This is a genomic window from Xanthobacter pollutisoli, assembly GCF_040044995.1.
In the GTDB taxonomy this organism is placed as follows: Bacteria; Pseudomonadota; Alphaproteobacteria; order Rhizobiales; family Xanthobacteraceae; genus Xanthobacter.
This window is the reverse complement of the sequence record NZ_JBDZDP010000004.1, coordinates 269,116-286,983: the sequence shown is the minus strand read 5'-3', so window position 1 is coordinate 286,983 and position 17,868 is coordinate 269,116. Positions and strand designations below refer to the sequence as shown.

At 69.4% G+C, this 17,868-nt stretch carries 18 protein-coding genes; 4 read left to right on the top strand and 14 right to left on the bottom strand.

Annotated features, from left to right (window positions below; genetic code table 11):
- The first annotated feature begins 9 nt into the window (after nt 1-9).
- Entirely contained in the window at nt 10-1,581 is a 1,572-nt protein-coding gene (gene ubiB / locus ABLE93_RS12155; RefSeq protein ID WP_348840064.1) for a 2-polyprenylphenol 6-hydroxylase, read from the top strand.
- Nucleotides 1,582-1,830: 249 nt separating this feature from the next.
- Here the strand turns inward: ubiB and ABLE93_RS12150 are convergent, their stop codons facing one another.
- From ABLE93_RS12150 to ABLE93_RS12120, 7 genes are all read right to left on the bottom strand, one after another.
- Entirely contained in the window at nt 1,831-2,517 is a 687-nt protein-coding gene (locus tag ABLE93_RS12150; protein WP_348840063.1) for a GntR family transcriptional regulator, read from the bottom strand.
- A gap of 31 nt (nt 2,518-2,548) precedes the next feature.
- Nucleotides 2,549-3,235, bottom strand: coding sequence for a DUF2848 domain-containing protein (locus ABLE93_RS12145; protein WP_348840062.1), 687 nt, complete (start codon nt 3,233-3,235; stop codon nt 2,549-2,551).
- Between the two features lie 87 nt (nt 3,236-3,322).
- Complete coding sequence (locus ABLE93_RS12140) at nt 3,323-4,495, bottom strand: ABC transporter substrate-binding protein (protein WP_348840061.1); 1,173 nt, start codon at nt 4,493-4,495, stop codon at nt 3,323-3,325.
- 30 nt (nt 4,496-4,525) lie between these two features.
- Nucleotides 4,526-5,251 (bottom strand): ABC transporter ATP-binding protein, encoded by a 726-nt coding sequence (locus tag ABLE93_RS12135; protein ID WP_348840060.1) that lies wholly within the window; start codon nt 5,249-5,251, stop codon nt 4,526-4,528.
- A 3-nt stretch (nt 5,252-5,254) separates the two neighbouring features.
- Nucleotides 5,255-6,028, bottom strand: a complete 774-nt coding sequence (locus ABLE93_RS12130; RefSeq protein ID WP_348840059.1) for an ABC transporter ATP-binding protein — start codon at nt 6,026-6,028, stop codon at nt 5,255-5,257.
- Nucleotides 6,028-6,864, bottom strand: coding sequence for a branched-chain amino acid ABC transporter permease (locus ABLE93_RS12125; protein ID WP_348840058.1), 837 nt, complete (start codon nt 6,862-6,864; stop codon nt 6,028-6,030). Before ABLE93_RS12125 ends, ABLE93_RS12130 begins: the two co-directional genes overlap by 1 nt.
- Nucleotides 6,864-7,772, bottom strand: a complete 909-nt coding sequence (locus ABLE93_RS12120) for a branched-chain amino acid ABC transporter permease (RefSeq protein ID WP_348840057.1) — start codon at nt 7,770-7,772, stop codon at nt 6,864-6,866. Before ABLE93_RS12120 ends, ABLE93_RS12125 begins: the two co-directional genes overlap by 1 nt.
- Before the next feature lie 402 nt (nt 7,773-8,174).
- Between ABLE93_RS12120 and ABLE93_RS12115 the strand changes: the two genes are divergently transcribed.
- Nucleotides 8,175-9,881: an AAA family ATPase gene (locus tag ABLE93_RS12115; protein WP_348840056.1), complete on the top strand. Its 1,707-nt coding sequence runs from the start codon at nt 8,175-8,177 to the stop codon at nt 9,879-9,881.
- A gap of 102 nt (nt 9,882-9,983) precedes the next feature.
- Here ABLE93_RS12115 and ABLE93_RS12110 read toward each other — a convergent pair whose 3' ends face one another.
- Nucleotides 9,984-10,901: a substrate-binding domain-containing protein gene (locus tag ABLE93_RS12110; protein ID WP_348840055.1), complete on the bottom strand. Its 918-nt coding sequence runs from the start codon at nt 10,899-10,901 to the stop codon at nt 9,984-9,986.
- A 157-nt stretch (nt 10,902-11,058) separates the two neighbouring features.
- Between ABLE93_RS12110 and mog the strand changes: the two genes are divergently transcribed.
- Nucleotides 11,059-11,592, top strand: a complete 534-nt coding sequence (gene mog / locus ABLE93_RS12105) for a molybdopterin adenylyltransferase (RefSeq protein WP_348840054.1) — start codon at nt 11,059-11,061, stop codon at nt 11,590-11,592.
- Between the two features lie 31 nt (nt 11,593-11,623).
- On the opposite strand, the gene ABLE93_RS12100 is transcribed toward mog, so the two are convergent.
- The 6 genes from ABLE93_RS12100 to fabA all read right to left on the bottom strand — a co-directional run bounded on the left by ABLE93_RS12100 (nt 11,624) and on the right by fabA (nt 16,994).
- Complete coding sequence (locus ABLE93_RS12100; protein ID WP_348840053.1) at nt 11,624-12,514, bottom strand: cation diffusion facilitator family transporter; 891 nt, start codon at nt 12,512-12,514, stop codon at nt 11,624-11,626.
- Between the two features lie 160 nt (nt 12,515-12,674).
- A complete protein-coding gene (locus ABLE93_RS12095; protein ID WP_348840052.1) occupies nt 12,675-13,439 on the bottom strand; it encodes a bestrophin-like domain in 765 nt (254 codons plus the stop codon).
- 106 nt (nt 13,440-13,545) lie between these two features.
- Nucleotides 13,546-14,205 carry a thioredoxin domain-containing protein gene (locus ABLE93_RS12090; protein ID WP_348840051.1) on the bottom strand — a complete coding sequence of 220 codons (660 nt, stop codon included), beginning with the start codon at nt 14,203-14,205 and terminating at the stop codon, nt 13,546-13,548.
- On the bottom strand, nt 14,205-15,053 hold the full coding sequence (fabI, locus tag ABLE93_RS12085) for an enoyl-ACP reductase FabI (RefSeq protein WP_348840050.1): 849 nt from the start codon (nt 15,051-15,053) through the stop codon (nt 14,205-14,207). The genes ABLE93_RS12090 and fabI overlap by 1 nt, the downstream gene beginning before the upstream one ends.
- Nucleotides 15,054-15,179: 126 nt before the next feature.
- Nucleotides 15,180-16,397, bottom strand: coding sequence for a beta-ketoacyl-ACP synthase I (gene fabB, locus ABLE93_RS12080; RefSeq protein WP_348840049.1), 1,218 nt, complete (start codon nt 16,395-16,397; stop codon nt 15,180-15,182).
- A gap of 54 nt (nt 16,398-16,451) precedes the next feature.
- Nucleotides 16,452-16,994 (bottom strand): 3-hydroxyacyl-[acyl-carrier-protein] dehydratase FabA, encoded by a 543-nt coding sequence (gene fabA / locus ABLE93_RS12075; protein WP_348840048.1) that lies wholly within the window; start codon nt 16,992-16,994, stop codon nt 16,452-16,454.
- A gap of 401 nt (nt 16,995-17,395) precedes the next feature.
- Between fabA and mscL the strand changes: the two genes are divergently transcribed.
- On the top strand, nt 17,396-17,863 hold the full coding sequence (gene mscL / locus ABLE93_RS12070) for a large conductance mechanosensitive channel protein MscL (protein WP_348840103.1): 468 nt from the start codon (nt 17,396-17,398) through the stop codon (nt 17,861-17,863).
- Nucleotides 17,864-17,868 lie beyond the last annotated feature (5 nt).

Here is a 17,868-nt window from a genome sequence, read left to right as displayed (position 1 = left end):
GCGCCGGCCATGATCTTCCTGCTCGTCGCCGACGCGGCGCGCCTCGCCCGCGGGGGCTATGTGCTCGCGCGCGAAGGGGTGCTCTCGCTGGTGTCGCCGGCCGCCGCGCCGCCGCTGGCGCGGCCCATGCTGCGCATCGCCCGCCTCATCGCCCGCAAGGATGCCGGCGACCGGCGCGCCCGCTTCTCCGCGGCCCTGTCGCGGCTCGGGCCGTCCTATGTGAAGCTCGGCCAGTTCCTCGCCACCCGCCCGGACGTGGTGGGCGCCTCGGTGGCGCGCGACCTCGAGGTGCTGCAGGATCGCATGCCGCCCTTCGGCCAGGAGGTGGCCGAGGCAACCGTCGCCGACACCTTCGAGCGGCCGCTGGGCGAGGTGTTCGCCGCCTTCGGACCGGCGGTGGCAGCCGCCTCCATCGCCGAGGTGCACAAGGGCGAGGTGGTGGAAAAGGACGGCCAGCGCCGCACCGTGGCGGTGAAGATCCTGCGGCCCGGCGTCAACCGGCGGTTCGCCTCCGACATGGGCACGTTCCGCCGCATCGCCGCCTTCGCCGAGCAGAATTTCGCCGAGGCACGCAGGCTCCGGATGGAGCAGGTGGTCGATACCCTCGCCCGCTCCGTCGCCATGGAGATGGACCTGCGGCTGGAAGCCGCCGCCTATGCCGAGCTGGCCGAGAACACGCAGGACGATCCCGAGGTGCATGTCCCGCGGGTGGACTGGGACCGCTCCGGCCGCGAGGTTTTGACCACCGAGTGGATCGACGGCATCAAGCTCTCCGACAAGGCTGCCATCATCGCCGCCGGGCACGATCCCAAGGAGATCGCCCGCATCGTCATGCAGACCTTCCTCAGGCAGGCCATGCGCGACGGCTTCTTCCATGCCGACATGCACCCCGGCAATCTGTTCGTGGATGCGCAGGGCCGCCTCGTGGTGGTGGATTGCGGCATCATGGGCCGGCTCGGCGTGAAGGAGCGGCGCTTCCTCGCGGAGATCCTCTACGGCTTCATCACCCGCAACTGGCGGCGCACGGCGGAAGTGCATTTCGAGGCGGGCTATGTGCCGTTCCACCATTCGGTGGACGACTTCGCCCTCGCTATCCGCGCCATCGGCGAGCCGATCCACTCGCGCACCGCCGACCAGATCTCCATGGCGCGCCTCCTCGCGCTGCTGCTGGAGGTGACGGCCCTGTTCGACATGCAGACCCGGCCCGAGCTTCTCCTCCTGCAGAAGACCATGGTGGTGGTGGAGGGCGTCGCCCGCTCGCTCGACCCGCAGCTCGACATGTGGCGCACCGCCGCCCCGGTGGTGGAGGACTGGATCGCCGGCAATCTCGGGCCGGTAGGCCAGTTGAAGCGCGCCGGCGCCGGGCTGGGCGAGATCGGCCATTTCGGTGCCACCCTGCCGGGCCTCCTCACCCGCACCGCCCGCGTGGTGGAGCAATTGGACGAGGCCACCCGCGACGGCATCCGCCTCTCGCCCGGCTCGCTGGAGGGCATCGGCAAGGCCGAGGCGCGGCGCGCCTTCTGGGGCAATCTCGCCCTGTGGGTGATCGCGGCGGCGCTGGTCGGCATCTGGCTGGGATGAGGCGCGCCCGTTCCCCGGCCGACTGAAGCCTGAGCGGGAGGAAAGCCGGGGTCCAGCGCACACGTCCGCCGCAGGCGCTTCCTGACCCCGCCGTCCTGACCCCGCCGTTCCGGCGTCGGCTCGCCGTCCACTTCGCGGGCGCTGCGAGGCATAGGGCTTGGGGGAGGGCATGACCCCTCCCCCTGGCCCTCTCCCCGAGGGGAGAGGGTGGGGGTGAGGGGCAGCGCCGGGCGGACCCCGCCCGAGTCCCTACAATTGCCGGGTGAGGTTGGCTGCGAAGGAGAGGATGTGCGCGCGCGTCGCCTGCTCGGCAGCGTCGGCGTCGCGGGCGGCGAGGGCGTCGACGATGGCGGCGTGCTCGTCCATCACCCGGCGGTGGTGGGACGCATCGCGCAGGGAGACGAACCACACCCGTTGCGCCCGCTCGTGCAAATTCTTCAGGATCTCCCCCAGCACCGGGTTGCGCGCGCCGCCGGAGACGGTGGCGTGAAACTCCCGGTCGAGGGCCATGAGGGCCTTGATGTCGCGATCCGTCGCCGCCTGCGCGCCGCGCCGGACGTTCTCCTTCAGGGCGGACAGCGCCGCGCCGTCGGCCCGCTCGGCGGCGAGGCGGGCGCAGAAGCATTCGTTGAGCAGGCGCACGTCCACCATGTCGCGCACCTCGTCCTCGCTGATGGGGCGCACGATGATGCCCTTGCGCGGGAGCACCTCCACCAGCCCGTCACGCATGAGGCGGTCGAAGGCCTGGCGCACCGGCGTGCGGCCGAGGGCGAGCGTGGCCGCCACCTGGGCCTCGCTCAGCGCCTCGCCCGGCCGGAAGGCGCACATGATGATGCGCTCCTTGATGAGCTCGTAGGCCTCCTCCCGGAGCGAGCGCGCCGGGGCCGGGCCGTCCACCGGCACCGCCTCGCCCGTCTCGTGGGCATCGAGCTGCATCGCCGCCTCCCTGTGGCGCCGTGCCCGCCGCTCAGCCGGCGACGGGCAGCACCTTGACGTCATAGCCGTGGCGGATGGTCCGCCCCAGCACCTTGTCCTCGATCTCGAACTCGAACCGCTCCGCCGGGCGGATGCCGCCGATGGCCGCGAGCGTGCCGCAGAACATGGCGGTGCCGTCGGAAAAGCCGCCGGGGCAGCCGGCCACGATCTCCGCCGGCGGCAGCATGGCGGCGACCGAGCCCTCCTGATACAGGACCCGCGACCCGCCGATGACGGCGAAGGCACGCAGGATCAGGCTGTCCCAGTGGGGCAGCACCTCGTCGAGCGCCCACAGGACCGGCGCCACCGGCTTGTCGCACATCTGCTTCGACACGGTGATGCCGTAGGTCTCCACCTTGCGGTCGGTATGGTCGGAGCCGATCCCCAGCCAGCGCCGGCCGCCGGCCTCGACCACCACGAACTCCACCTCGCCGGAGGAGTCCGGGCCGGTGCATTCGATCTCGTCCGCCGTGGTCAGGCGGGCGGCGGCCACGCGGTAGTAGATGGGCGTGGAGGCGGGGCGCGCCACGCCCAGTTCCTCAAGCTCCACGATGTGCTTCTCCAGCGCGACCTTGTCGCGGCCGGTCCAGCCGGCGATCACGGCGCGCTGGAGGGTCAGCGTCTCCGTGCGGGAGGCGCCGTCGGAATGAAGGGTGAAGGTAAGCGCGGTGCCCGGCATCTTGGTCTCTCGTTCAGTCGGTGGACAATGACCGGCGCCTCCGCAGGGGGGAGGACAGGAGGCGCCGGCCGCACGCGAGCGCCGAACTCAGTTCGGCGTCCGGGTGTCGAGAAGGGTCCACTTGCCGCCCTTCACCTCAAGAACATAGACGGGCTTCACCGCGTCGCCGTCGGTGAAGGAGATGGAGCCCTCGAGGGCGTGATAGTCCTTCAGCTTGGCGAGCTGGTCGCGGATGGCGGTGCGCTCCTCGGCGAGCTTCGCCTTGTCGCCGGTGACGCCCGCCCGCTTCATCGCCTCCGAATAGAGGTAGACGATGTCGTACACCGAGGCATCCATCTGGTTCGGGTCGGTCCGGGTCAGGCCGGCGGCCTTGGTGCGCTTGCCGAACTCGCTGGTGAAGGCCTTCGTCTTGTCGTTCACCTCGGGGAAGAAGGTGGTGCCGATGGTCAGCGTCTCGCCGGCGCCGTCCATGCGCTTGGGCAGCTCGGGATCGGCAATGGTGGTGCCGCCGACGATGCGGGTGGCGACGCCCTGGCGCTTCAGCTCCTTGGCGAGGTTCACCGCGCCCTCGGGCGGCGAGCCGAGGCCGACGATGTCCGGGGCCATCTGCTTCAGCTGCGCCACCTGGGGCGACAGGTCGAAGGCGGCGAGCTGGAAGTCCACCGATCCCTTGGAGGGGATGGAATACTTCTCGAACATCTTGGGCACCACGGCGGTGCCGATGGACTTGGAGACCACGTCGTCGGTGGCGTAGGCGGCGGCGCCCGAGGCCATGGGCAGCTTCTTGTCCTTCACCGCGGCGAGCACCTGGTCGATGACCTTGCCCTCGTCGGTGGTGTTGCGGAAGCCGTAGGTGAAGCCCTTGGTGAGGCCGGGGGCCGAGGAGGCCATGGACATCTGTGCGAGGCCCTCGCGCTCGCCCACCGGGAAGGTGGTGCGCACTTCCGAGGACGAGAACGGGCCGATGACGGCCAGCGCACCGGCATCCTGCGCGAAGGAGCGCAGCGCCGTCGTCGCCTGCTTGGGATCGCCGGCGGTGTCGAACTTAACGACCTTGATCTTCTTGCCGTTGATACCGCCCTTGGCGTTGATCTCCTCCACCGCCATGTCGACGGCCACCTCATTGGTGTTGGCGAGGCTCACATAGGGGCCGCTCTTGGCCATCATGTAGCCGAGGACCAGTTCGCCCTCGGCCCGCGCCGCGCCGGAAGCAACCAGCGCCGCCAGCAGGCCGGCGCCGAACAGAACGCTCTTCTTCATGTCCCGATCTCCTCTCTGGTTTTCCTTGGATCAGTGCGCGGCCGCTCCGCCGCCGAGATAGGCATCCTGAAGGCGCGGATCGGCCGCGAGCACCGCGGGCGATCCGGCAAGCGTCACCCGTCCCAGCTCCAGCACGGTGGCGGCGTGGGCCACCTTCAGCGCCTTGCCGGTGTTCTGCTCCACCAGCAGCACCGACAGGCCGTCGCCGTTGAGCTCGCGGATGAGGTCGAACAGCTTGGAGACGAACAAGGGCGAAAGGCCGAGCGAGGGCTCGTCCAGCATCATCAGGCGGGGCTTGGCCATCATGGCGCGGCCGATGGCCAGCATCTGCTGCTCGCCGCCCGAAAGGCAGGAGGCGGCCATGTGGCGGCGCTCTGCGAGGTTGGGGAAGCGGTCGTAGATGGCCGCCATCTCCCGCTCCACCGCCGCCGTGTCGCGGCGCATGTGGGCGCCGAGCCTGAGGTTCTCTTCGACGGTGAGGGTGATGAGGATGCGCCGGCCTTCCGGCACCAGCACCAGCCCCGCGCCCATGCGCCGGTGCGGCGGCAGGCGGGTGACGTCGGCGTTCGCAAATGTGATGCCGCCCGCCTTCGCCGGCACCGCGCCGAGGATGGCCTTGAGCAAGGTAGACTTGCCCGCGCCGTTGGCGCCGAGCACGGTGACCACCTCGCCCTCCCGGACGGTGAGCGACACGTCCGTGAGCGCCGCGACGCGGCCGTAGGCGACGGAAAGGCCGGAGACTTCGAGCAGCGCCATTCTTCAGGCCTCCTCGTCCGTGCCGATATAGGCCTCGCGCACCAACTTCTCCTGCCGCACGCGGGAGAGCGGGCCCTCGGCGATCTTCTCGCCGAAGTTCAGCACCACCACGTTCTCGCAGATGGACTCCACGAAGTGCATGTCGTGCTCCACCACGAGGAGGGTGACGCCCTTGGCCATCAGCGCCTTGAGATGATCGCGCAGCGCGTTGGTCTCGCTGGGATTGAGGCCGGCGGCGGGCTCGTCGAGCATGAGCAGGCTGGCGCCGGCGAGCGTGGCGCGCACGAGGTCGATGCGCTTGCGCACCCCGTAGGGCAGCGCGGAGACGGTCTCGTCCGCCCAGCGGCCGAGGCCGCTCTCCTCCAGCGCCGCGCGCGCCTCGCGCTTCCAGCGGTGGTTGGGGAACAGGCGGTAGGGCGTGACGAGATCGGCGAGGGAGGAGGCCCGCACGTGCTGGCCCACCAGCAGATTCTCCAGCACCGACAGGTGCGGCATGAGGCGGATGTTCTGGAACGAGCGGGCGACGCCGGTGGAGATGCGCTTGCGCGAGGGCATGCGCGTCACGTCCGCGCCATGGACCTCGATGCGCCCCGCATCGACGCCATAGACGCCGCTGACCAGGTTGAACACCGTGGTCTTGCCCGCGCCGTTCGGCCCTATGAGGGCGGTGGTGACGCCCCTCGGCACGGTGAAGGAGAGGTCGCGGATGGCCTTGACGCCGGCGAACGACTTGGAGAGGCCGGAGATGGCGAGGGCGGGCGCGGAGGCAGCGGTCATCATGCGGCCTCCGCCTTGCGCCGGAAGAGGCGGAAGAGCGAGGCCGTCACCAGCCCCTGCGGGCGCACCGCCATGAAGACGATGATGAAGACCGCGAACAACGCATAACGCCACTGGTCGGAGGCGCGCAGCAGCTCCGGCACCAGCGTAAAGAAGGCGGCGCCCACCAGCGGCCCCCACACCGTCTGCGTGCCGCCGAACAGCACGTAGAGCACGGTGAAGACCGACAGCAGCACGTTGAAGTGCTGCGCTTCGACGAAGCTGTAATGGTGCGCATAAAGCGCTCCGCCGAAGCCGGCCACCGCCGCCCCCAGCGCGAAGGCCGCGACCTTGACCCCGCGCACGGAGACGCCGAGCAGGTCCGCCACCGTCGCGTCGCTCTTCACCGCCGTGAGGCAGAGGGCGAAGCGGGTGCGCGAGATGAGGAGCATCAGCACCACCACGCCCGCCGCCGCCGCATAGACCACATAGGGGCCGGCATAATCGGTGACGGGATAGCCGGCGGCGCCGCCCACCACCTCCAGATTGAGGAAGACGGCGGCGATCACCTGACCGAGGGCGAAGGTGGCCATGGCGAGATAGATGCCGTGGGTGCGCAGCACCGGAATGCCGATAAGGATGCCCACCAGCCCGGCGAGCGCCGCGCCGACGGGGATGGCCGCCCACATGGGCCACATATATTCGTTGGTGAGGAACGCCGCGGCATAGGCGCCGATGGCCATGAAGCCGGCGATGCCGAGGTTCAATTGCCCCGCCGCCAGCGGCAGGTACACCGCATAAGCGGCGATGACGTTGAAGGCGAGGACGACGAGGACGCCGGTGAGATAGCCGCTCATCACAGCTTCTCCCGGCTGGGGGCGCGGCCGACGAGGCCCTGCGGCCGCACGATGAGGATGAGGAGCAGAAGACCGTAGACGGAGATGTTCACCACGTCCGCGCCGATGAAGGAGATGGAGAGCACCTCGGCGAGGCCGATGAGCAGTCCGCCCAGCACCGCGCCCCAGATGGAGCCCATGCCGCCGACGATCATGGCGGCGACGCCCTTGAAGCCGACGCCCTCGCCCATGAAGGGCGAGACCTGCTGGTAGTTCACCGCGAACAGGATGCCGGCCAGCGCCGCCAGCAGCGCCGAGGCGACGAAGAGCTGCGGCACGAGGCGGGCGATATCGATGCCCATGAGCCGCGCCGTCTCGGGATTTTCCGCCACGGTGCGGATGCGCCGCCCCGCCGCCGTGGCGCCGAGATACCAGGAGAGGAAAGCGACGAGGCCGAGGGAGAGCGCCAGCGAGATGAGCTGCGCGATGCCGATGACGAGGCCGCCGAGGCGGATGTTGAGGTCCGGCAGGAGGGCCGGGAAGGCCTGCTGGTCCGAGCCGAACTGGATCAGCATCAGGTTTTCGAGCAGCACCAGAAAGCCGAGGGAGGACACGAGCGGCACCTCGGGGTCGCCGCCCTGCATGGGCCGGTAGGCGAAGCGCTCCACCAGGAGCGACACGAAGGCCGCCGCCGCCAGCGCGCCGGCCGCGGCGAGGAGGAAAGGCCAGCCCGCCTTCATCAGCCCGAAGGCCAGCATGCCACCCACCATGAACAGGCCGGGGAGCGAGAAATTGAGGAAGTTCAGCACGCCGATGGCGAGGGTGAAGGCCACCGCCACAAGCATGTAGATGGCCCCGAGCATGAGGCCGTTGACGATCTGCTGCGCGAGCATGAGCGGCGAGCCAACCTTCAGGGTAACGCGTGGCACGAGGTCCGCCCCGCCGGATGACGCCGGGCCCCTCAAGGGAAGTCCCCGGCACGCCCTCGGCGGCGGAATTAGGTTTGATACAAAGCTATTTTGCTTGGAGCTTCAAGCTGAAATTTCAGGCGGATTTCACAAACCCTCCCACCCCGGCGTGCCGGGACGGATGCCTTGCACGACAGGGCTTTGCGCCCACTCGCCACCCCCTTCTCTGCTCCATTCTGGCGCCCGCGACGGCGCCGGATTGCCCAGCGCGGCGGCAGCGGCACGGGGCGCGGACCCCCTCGCGGGGGCTGCGGCCCCGATCTTGCTCCGGCCCTTGGCGATCCATTTTCCGATGCGCGGGCGCGTCACAGGTCGGCCAATTTTGTCGAAGCCCCGACATCGTTCGAGACATGAGGCTGCCCCATGAAACTCATCGTCGAACGCCTGGTGGTCGAATCCCTGGTGGAGGCCTTTCCCGATCAGGCGCACCTGCTCGCCCAGCCGCGCCTTTCAAGCCGCATGGAGCTGGGGCTCGACGCCCTGAAGCCGGACGAGCTCGCCCACCTGCATGATCTCGTCATCAAGACCGGCGGCACCGCCATCCGCGGGCAGGAGGAGCAGCTCGCCAATCTCGTCGGGGTCTTCCGCGACGAGGGCCGCCGCTTCGGACCCGACGAGCTGGAAGACCTCGCCGGCGCCCTCGCGCTCTATTTCGTCAAGAGCTGCATCCGCGGCTGGCTGTTCCGCATGAACCCCTCGGGCAAGCCCGAGCCCTATCTCATCACCCGCCTCGACTACACGCCCCCCGGCGAGGAGGAGGCCGGGCGGCTGATCGTGGAGCTCAAGGCCAACAACCGCGGCAAGACCCACGTCGAGAATTTGCTCATCCGCTCCAAGGACCTGCGCGGCCTCACCATCCCCGGCACGCTCGCCGCCAAGGGCTGGCTGATGGAGGATCCGGGCCTGCTGCAGTCGTTCGACGACCAGATGGTGCGCTACTTCGAATGGCGCGCCCTCTACGGCCACCAGTTCTCCGGCCGCGGCACCGGCCTGTTCGCCGAGGACCCCACCGCCAACCGCCGCGACACCGACTGGGCGCGCAAGTCAGTGGTGGTGCTCTCCTCCTCGGGCAGCGACACCCGACTGGTGAACGACGAGGAACTGCTGGGCGAGCGCACTTTGGGCAACGAGACCTCCGGCTTCTTCCTCGACAAGATCGTGAAGAAGGCGGACAAGCAGAACCTCTTCCATATGGCGGTGGACGAGGCGCTGCGGGAGGCGAAGGACAATATCCCCAAGGGTGCCTTCACCGACATGCCCATCCACCCGCTGATCCTGATGTTTCATCTGGAGCTGCACCACCATGTGTGGGTGCATGTGGACGACATCCGGCCTTATGAATACCACCCCGAGCTGAAGCAGAAGCTGGTCCTGCCCCCGGAGCAGACCGACCTCATCGACATCCTCACCGCCGAGATGAACACGCTGATGGACGACGTGGTGGCCGGCAAGTCCGGCGGCACCACCGTGCTCTGCGCCGGCCCGCCCGGCGTCGGCAAGACGCTCACCGCCGAGGTCTATTCCGAGATCATCCAGCGCCCGCTCTACCGGGTGCATTCGGGCCAGCTGGGCCTCGACGTGGCCCACATGGAGCAGGCGCTGAAGGATGCCCTCACCCGCGCCCAGCGCTGGGGCGCGGTGATGCTGATCGACGAGGCCGACGTCTACATCAAGCGCCGGCAGGACAACCTCACCATGAACGCGGTGGTGGGCGTGTTCCTGCGCGTGCTCGAATATTTCAACGGCCTGCTCTTCCTCACCACCAACCGGGTGGACGACATCGACGAGGCCATCGTCTCGCGCTGCATCGCCCTCATCAAGTATCACTCCCCCGGCCCGGACGACCGGCGGAAGATCTGGCGCGTCATGGCCGACCAGTTCGGCCTGCCGCTCTCGGACGAGCTCATCGGCACACTCGTCCTCATGTTCCCGGAAACCTCGGGCCGCGACATCAAGGGCCTTGCCAAGCTGGTGGCGAAATATTGCTCGCAGAAGAACGAGCCGGCCAACATCGACGCCTTCCGCCGCTGCGCCATCTTCCGGGCGCTGGACGTGCCGCCGCTGGCCTGAGCCCGAACGGCCAGAGCCCGCGCCCGCCCTGCCCCGGCCCGTGTCCTGACCCGCCCGGTCCCTCGGGCGGGTCCTTTTTCGTTCGCGCAACGGATGCCGGTCTCAGCGGCCGTTGAAGCGCACCGTGCCGCAGCCGGAGACGTCGTAGCCGCCGAGCTCGGCCGCCCGGGCCTCGAAGGCGGGTCCGCGGCAGAAGCTCACCAGCTTCTGGAACGGCAGGTCGAAATAGGCCCGGCGCCAGACCATGAGGTCGAAGCGCTCCTCCAGCAGCGGCACGAAGTCGAGATTGTAGAGCTGGGCTGCCGCGGCGATGCCGAGCCCCACGTCGGCCCGGCCGGCGGCGATGGCGCGGGCGAGATCCGTCTCCGAGCGCTCCACCGTCGCCACCGGCGCGAGGTCCGCCCGGCTCATCTGCTCGGCCGCCAGAAGGCGATCCAGCACCAGCCCGCTCGCCGCCTCGGCCTGACGCATCTGGAATCTGAGGCCGCGCACGTCGCGCAGGCGGCGGGGCGGGCGGGCAAGGCCGGGACGGCAGACGAGGCCGCGCACCCGGCGCGCCCACTCCAGAAGCACCCAGGGCTCGCGCCCGAACCGCGCCTCCACCACGCTGGTGTTCCAGCCGTCGCCATCCGGCACGTGCAGGCCCACGGCCACGCATTCTCCCCGCTCCGCCCGGTCGAGACCGTCGAGGGCGCCGTCGAGGAAGCAGGCGATGCCGGAACGGGATTCGCGCAGCGCCCATTCCAGCAGCGGATCGTGCCCACCCGCCACCACCAGCGGCGGGGCAAGCTCCGCGGCGCCGATCATGTCGGCGGCGCGGGCCCTGGCCGATCCGCCGATCCAGCGTTCGATCTCGCTGCGGGGGAAGAGGAGCTTGCCGGTCACGCGGCGCACCGGAAGGCTGCCCGAGGCCACCAGATCATAGACCTTGCGCTCGCGCACCCTCAGCAGAGCCGCCAGCTCGCGGGTGGTGAGATATTCCGACATGCCAGCCCGATCGCCAGATCCCGATCCCCACATGCCGCCGCTCTCCTATATCCAAATGAATACGGTTTAGCGGCCGCGCTGCAACCGGTTTCTGGCGCCTGCGACATGAGGGACGCGCGGCAAGGCGCTTGCTTTCGGTGGCCGAAGGCGCCAGCACAGGCTGGCGTTTCTCTTGTTCCGGACCCACGGCATGACACCCGCCCGCATCGGCATCGTCACCATTTCGGACCGCGCCAGCTCGGGCGCCTACGAGGATCTGAGCGGCCCGGCCATCGAGGCCTGGCTGCGGCGCGCCATCACCAGCCCCTGGACCGCCGACTACCGGATCATCCCCGACGGGTTCGAGAGCGTGCGCGACACGCTCGTCGCGCTCTGCGACAGCGAGGGCCTGGACCTCGTCTGCACCACCGGCGGCACCGGCCCGGCCCCGCGCGACCTCACCCCCGAGGCCATGGCGGCGGTGATCGAGAAGCCGCTCCCCGGCTTCGGCGAGCAGATGCGGCGCATCAGCCTCAACGAGGTGCCCACCGCCATCCTCTCGCGGCAGGAGGCCGGAGTGCGCGGCCGCACGCTGATCGTGAACCTGCCGGGCAAGCCGGCCTCCATCGCGGTCTGCCTCGCCGCGGTGTTCCCGGCCATTCCCTATTGCCTCGACCTCATCGGGGCGGGTCGCATCGAGACCGATCCGGCGGTGTGCGCCGCCTTCCGCCCCAAAGGGGCGTAGGCCCGCCGCCGCAACCGGACGCGCTGGCGGGTCAGATCACCACGACGCCGCGGTGCTTGGCCTCGCCCTCGGGCTCCACATGGATGGTGATGACCGCATCGTCCATGTCGCGCTCGAAGGCGTTTTCGATGCGGTCGCAGATGTCGTGGGCGGCGGCCACCGTCATGCTGCCCGGCACCACGAGGTGGAATTCCACGAAGGTGATGCGCCCGGCGTGGCGGGTGCGCAGATCGTGCGCCTCAATGGCGCCGGCGGCGTGGATGGAGACCAGCTCGCGGATGCGCGCCACCACCTCGGGCGGCGGCGCCGCGTCCATCAGGCCGCCGACGGATTCCTTCATCAGCACCCAGCCGGTCCACAGCACGTTGAGCGCCACGAGCCCTGCGATCAACGGATCAAGCACCGGCCAGCCGGTGACCGGCACCAGCACGAAGCCGATCAGCACGCCGGCCGAGGTGACCACGTCGGTCAGCACGTGCTTGCCGTCAGCCACCAAAGCGGGCGAGCGCATGGCCCGCCCCACGCGCAGCAGCACCACGCACCAGACCACGTTGATGAGCGTGGCGGCGCCGTTGATCATCATGCCGGTGAACGGCTGGTCCGGCAGGCGCGGATCGAGGAAGCCCTGGTAGGCCTCGCGCATGATGGTGATGGCTGCCACCACCACCAGCACGCCTTCCAGCACCGCGGAGAGGTATTCCGCCTTGTGGTGGCCGAACTGGTGATTGTCGTCGGCGGGGCGGGCGGAAACGGTGATGGCAACCAGCGCCGCCGCCGAGGCCGCGACGTTGATGATGCTCTCCAGCGCATCGGACAAGAGCGCCACCGAGCCGGTGACCCACCACGCCAATGTCTTGAGACCGAGGACGACGGCGCCGACCAGCACGCTCGCCGCCGCCACCCAGAGCGCCTTGCGGCTCATGTCCGCCCTCCCAGATCGCCTCGCGCAGCGGCCGTGATGCGACCGCGCCGGCAGGCATCGCGCGGCGCAGGGCGACGCCCACGCCGGCGCCGCCTCGCTTGGTTGGAGGCTCTACAAAGTCCTCACCCGTGGCGCAACCGCGCCTCTGTCGCAGCCGGCCTCAGGGCGCCTGCATATGGCTCAGGGACTGCTGCAAAGCGTTCGGCCCGACCATGATGATACCGTCGAAGGGCGAACTCATCTCCAGGATGAGGAAGATCGCCCCCGCCAGCGACAGGGCGCACAGGGGAAAGGCGGTGAGCGCCACCGCATTCACCGGCGAAAACAGGCCGAAGCTGATGAAGATCAGCGTCAGCCAGATGATCAGCACCAGCACAAAAATGGGCGGCACTTCGGTGACGCTCTCGGCGATCAGGGTCCAGCGCAAGGCGGCGAGGGACTTGAAGCGGTCGAGGGCCTCGGCCCGCAGGTCCGTCTGCTCGGGATCGAGGGGGGAGAGGATGCGGATCTCGTGGCCCACCTGCTGGAGCAGTTGCTCCGAGCCGCGGCTGCTCACCACCTTCGGCGCCCCGGGCGTTTCCGGCCAGGTCTCGTTGATGGCGTGGACCGTATAGGCGAGCAGAGCGCTTCGGGCGGGCTCCGCGCCCGGGCCAAAGTGGCGCAGCGAGGCGTCGAGGGTCGTCAGATAGGTGGCGTACTGCTGGATGTCCTTGCCGGTGGTGTCGAAATTTCCCTTCACCGAGGCCGTCATCAGGCCGAGGATGAGCGAGGCCATGGCCGCCACCATGCCGACGCCGAGCTTCACCGCCTCCTGCGTCTCCTTGGAGAGGTGATGCGCCTTCAGCCAGCGCGCCGACCACATGCCCCACAGAGCCCCGCCCTGCAAGGCCATGAACACCAGGACGGCCACCAGCCACGCCTGCATGCGATATCCCCCAAACCGCCACCCTGCCGGATACGACGGCCGCCGGGTAGCGTAAAGGGCGAAAACACGCGACCCGCCGCCGGTCCGCGCCGGCTGCGGGGGCGCCTCAGCAGGTGGTGCAGGCGGCGATCAGGGCGCGCTTGCGGGCGAGATCGGCATAGCCGGTGACGAGGCCGTTGCCGATCACATAGGCCGGGGGATCGAGCACCCTGAGGGCGCCGGACAGCTCCACGCCACGGTTGAGCGCGTCGGTGACGTCCGGCTGGTTGGCGGCGCGGAACACCTTGTAATGGTCGAGGCCCTGCGCCCGCACCACGTTGATCGCCTTCAGCCCGTCGATCGGCCCGGTGGTGGCGGCGAGGGCGAGATAGAAGTCCTGGAACTGACCGGCATGCAGCGCCAGCACGGCGAGGGCGATGCGCGCCGCCTCCACCGAGCCCACGTCGAGCCGCGGCGTCTGCACGACGGCATAGGCGAGGCGCGGCGCGCCGGCGAGAAGATCGCGCATGTCGGAGGCCGAGCGGCGCCAGTCCGGGGCGTTGAAATCCACCAGCTCGGTGACGGCGCGCACAGCGTTGGGCGCCCCGAGCACGGCCTTGCCCGGCATGGCATCCAGCAGCTTGCGGGCCTCGGCCGAGATCGGAACGGGGCTTTCGGCCGCGCGGGCCGGGAAGGAGCCGGCGGAGACGGATGCGGCGGCGGCAAGGCCCGCGCCAGTTTGAAGCAGCGCGCGGCGGGTGAGCGCCTCGGCGCCGCGCCGGCGCACTATTCGGCGGCCTCGACGGGCGCCTCGGCGGCGATCTTCGCCTCGGCGTCTTCCTGGGCCTTGAGGACATCAGGGTGGGGCATGGAAATGATGTTGTAGCCGGAGTCCACGAAATGGACCTCGCCCGTCACCCCGGCCGACAGATCGGACAGCAGATAGAGGGCGGAGCCGCCCACTTCCTCGATGGTGACGGTGCGGCGCAGGGGGGCGTGGCGCTTCTGGTAGTTGAACATCACCCGCGCGTCGGCGATGCCCGCGCCGGCGAGGGTGCGCACCGGTCCGGCCGAGATGGCGTTCACCCGGATGCCCGCCGGGCCGTAATCGGCCGCGAGATAGCGCACCGACGCCTCCAGCGCCGCCTTGGCGACGCCCATGACGTTGTAATTGGGCATGACGCGGGTGGAACCGCCGTAGGTCAGCGTGATGAGCGAGCCGCCGTTGGGCATCAGCGCCGCGGCGCGGCGGGCGACCTCGGTGAAGGAGAAGCAGGAGATGACCATGGTGCGGGAGAAATTCTCCCGGCTGGTGTCGGCATAGCGGCCCTTCAGCTCCGACTTGTCGGAGAAGGCCACCGCGTGCACGAGGAAGTCGATGCTGCCCCAGGTCTCCTTCAGCGCGGCGAAAACCGCGTCAACGCTGGCGAGGTCCTCCACGTCGCATGGCAGCAGGATGGAGGAGCCGAGGCTCTGGGCCAGCGGCTTGACGCGCTTGGCCACCTGCTCGCCCTGGTAGGTGAAGGCGAGCTCGGCGCCCTGCGCCGCGAGGCCCTTGGCGATGCCCCAGGCGATGGAATGGTCGTTGGCGACGCCCATCACCAGGCCGCGCTTGCCTTTCATCAGGTCCTGCATCACCCACCCTCTCGCGCCTGAAACGCCGATAGCAGACCGCGCCGGGAGGCGCCACGAAGGCGCGCCGCGGCGCCTTCACCATTGATGACCAATCCTGAACGCCGCCTTGCTCAGCCGTCGCCGCGCTCAGGCGTCCACATGCTTGATGACGAGGCTGGCGTTGGTGCCGCCGAAGCCGAAGCCGTTGGACAGCACATGGCCGAGGGTCACGTTGTCCACCCGCTGGCGCACGATGGGCATGTCGGCGAAGGCGGGGTCCAGTTCCTCGATGTTGGCGCTCTCGCAGATGAAGCCGTTCTGCATCATCAGGATGGAATAGATCGCCTCGTGCACGCCGGTGGCGCCCTGGGAATGGCCGGTCAGCGACTTGGTGGCCGAGATGGGCGGGCACGTGTCGCCGAACACCGCGCGGATGGCCTCGATCTCCTTCAGGTCGCCGATGGGGGTCGAGGTGGCGTGCGGGTTGATGTAGTCGATCGGCGCCTTGATGCCCGAGAGGGCGAGCTTCATCGCCCGCTCCGCGCCCTCGCCCGAGGGGGCGACCATGTCGACGCCGTCGGAGGTCGCGCCATAGCCGGCGATCTCGGCATAGATGCGGGCGCCGCGCGCCTTGGCGTGCTCCAGCTCCTCCAGCACGAGGACGCCGGCGCCGCCGGCGATGACGAAGCCGTCCCGGTTCTTGTCATAGGCGCGGGAGGCCACCGCCGGGCGGTCGTTGTAGGTGGAGGACATGGCGCCCATGCCGTCGAACAGCACGGACAGGGTCCAGTGCAGGTCCTCGCAGCCGCCGGCGAAGATGATGTCCTGCTTGCCGTACTGGATCAGCTCGTAGGCGTTGCCGATGCAGATGTTGGTGGTGGCGCAGGCGGCCGAGATGGAATAGCTCAGCCCCTTGATCTTGAACCAGGTGGAGAGCGTCGCCGAGGCGGTGGAGCCCATGGCCTTTGGCACCGCGAACGGGCCGACGCGCTTCGGCCCCTTCTCGCGGGTGATGTCGGCCGAATCCACGATGGTCTTGGTGGAGGAGCCGCCGGAGCCCATCACCAGGCCGGTGCGGATGTTGGACACCTCGTTCGGCTCAAGGCCCGAATCGCGGATGGCCTGCTCCATGGCCACGTGGTTCCACGCGGTGCCACCGCCGTGGAAGCGCATGGCGCGGCGGTCGACGACCTCTTCCGCATTCAGGGTCGGCGCACCGTGCACCTGGGAACGGAATCCGAGCTTGGCATAGTCCTCGGCGAAGGAGATGCCGCTCTTGGCCTCGCGCAGGCTGGCGAGCACCTCCTGCGTGGTGTTGCCGATGGACGAGACGATGCCCATCCCGGTGACGACGACGCGACGCATGTCAAATCCCCATTGGAAAGCACCAGTGTCGCCGCGGAACGTGGCGAGGCGTTGTCAGGCGCTCGCGGCGCTCGCGGGCTGAGGTGCCGCCTCGGCCTGGAACAGGCCCACCTTCAGATCCTTGGCCCGGTAGATCACCGCGCCGTCGGCGGCCAGCCAGCCGTCGGCGATGCCGAGCACCAGCTTGGAGCGCATGACGCGCTTGAACTCGATGCCGTAGACCACCTTCTTCACGTCGGGCAGCACCTGGCCGGAGAATTTGAGCTCGCCGAGGCCGAGCGCACGGCCGCGGCCCGAGGAGCCGAGCCAGCCGAGATGGAAGCCCACGAGCTGCCACAGGGCGTCAAGGCCGAGGCAGCCGGGCATCACCGGGTCGCCCTTGAAGTGGCAGGCGAAGAACCAGAGATCCGGGTTCACGTCGAGCTCGGCGCGCACCATGCCCTTGCCGAACTCGCCGCCCGTCTCCGAGATCTCGGTGATCCGGTCGAACATCAGCATGGGCGGCAGCGGCAATTGCGCGTTTCCGGCCCCGAACAGCTCGCCACGTCCGCACGCGAGGAGATCCTCATACCCGAAGCTGGTCTGCCGGTCCGCCATTCTCGCTTGTGTCGCCATTCTGCCCGGCCGCGCGCCCCTTACGAAGAAGGCCCGCCGCGGGTCGATTTCGAAGAGCCCGAAGGCCCGCCCCCGTCATCGGCGGCGGCACTCCCTAACATAGGGACGGGCGCGCTCAAAGTCATGAAAGCGTCACGGCGTGCCGATCCGCGCCTACGATCCCGGGCGCCGGTGGCGAACCACGCCGCCCTCGCGCGCGTTGCCCCGGCGGTGGCTTTGCCGGCGCTGGCCGGTGCACACTCACCCCCTTGGCCGGGACACGCGCCGGCACGACCGCATCAGGGCCGGGTCGTTGGCGTGCCCCTTTCGTGGCGGCCGGAGCGGCGCACCCTTGCAGGAACGGGGTATGGCGCGTCCGGCAGACGGCGGAGACAAGCATGGCGATCTTGAAGGAGTTCAGGGAGTTCGCGGTTCGCGGCAATGTGGTGGACCTCGCCGTCGGCGTCATCATCGGCGCGGCTTTCGGCAACATCGTCAGCTCGCTGGTGGGCGACGTGTTCATGCCGGTGATCGGCGCCGTCACCGGAGGCCTCGACTTCTCCAACTATTTCATTCCGCTGTCCAAGTCGGTCACGGCCGAAAATCTCGCCGACGCCAAGAAACAGGGCGCGGTATTGGCGTATGGGTCGTTCATCACCATCGCCATCAATTTCATCATCGTGGCGGCCGTGCTCTTCCTGGTGGTGCGCACGCTGAACGCCATGCGCCGGGCCGAGTCGGGCAAGCCCCCGGCGGCGCCGAACCGCAGCGAGGTGCTGCTCACCGAGATCCGCGACATCCTCGCGGCCGGCGCGCCCGTGGCCGCCAAGCCGGCGACGCCGCCGGCCGCCCCGCCCACGCCGCCGGCGTGAGGGGC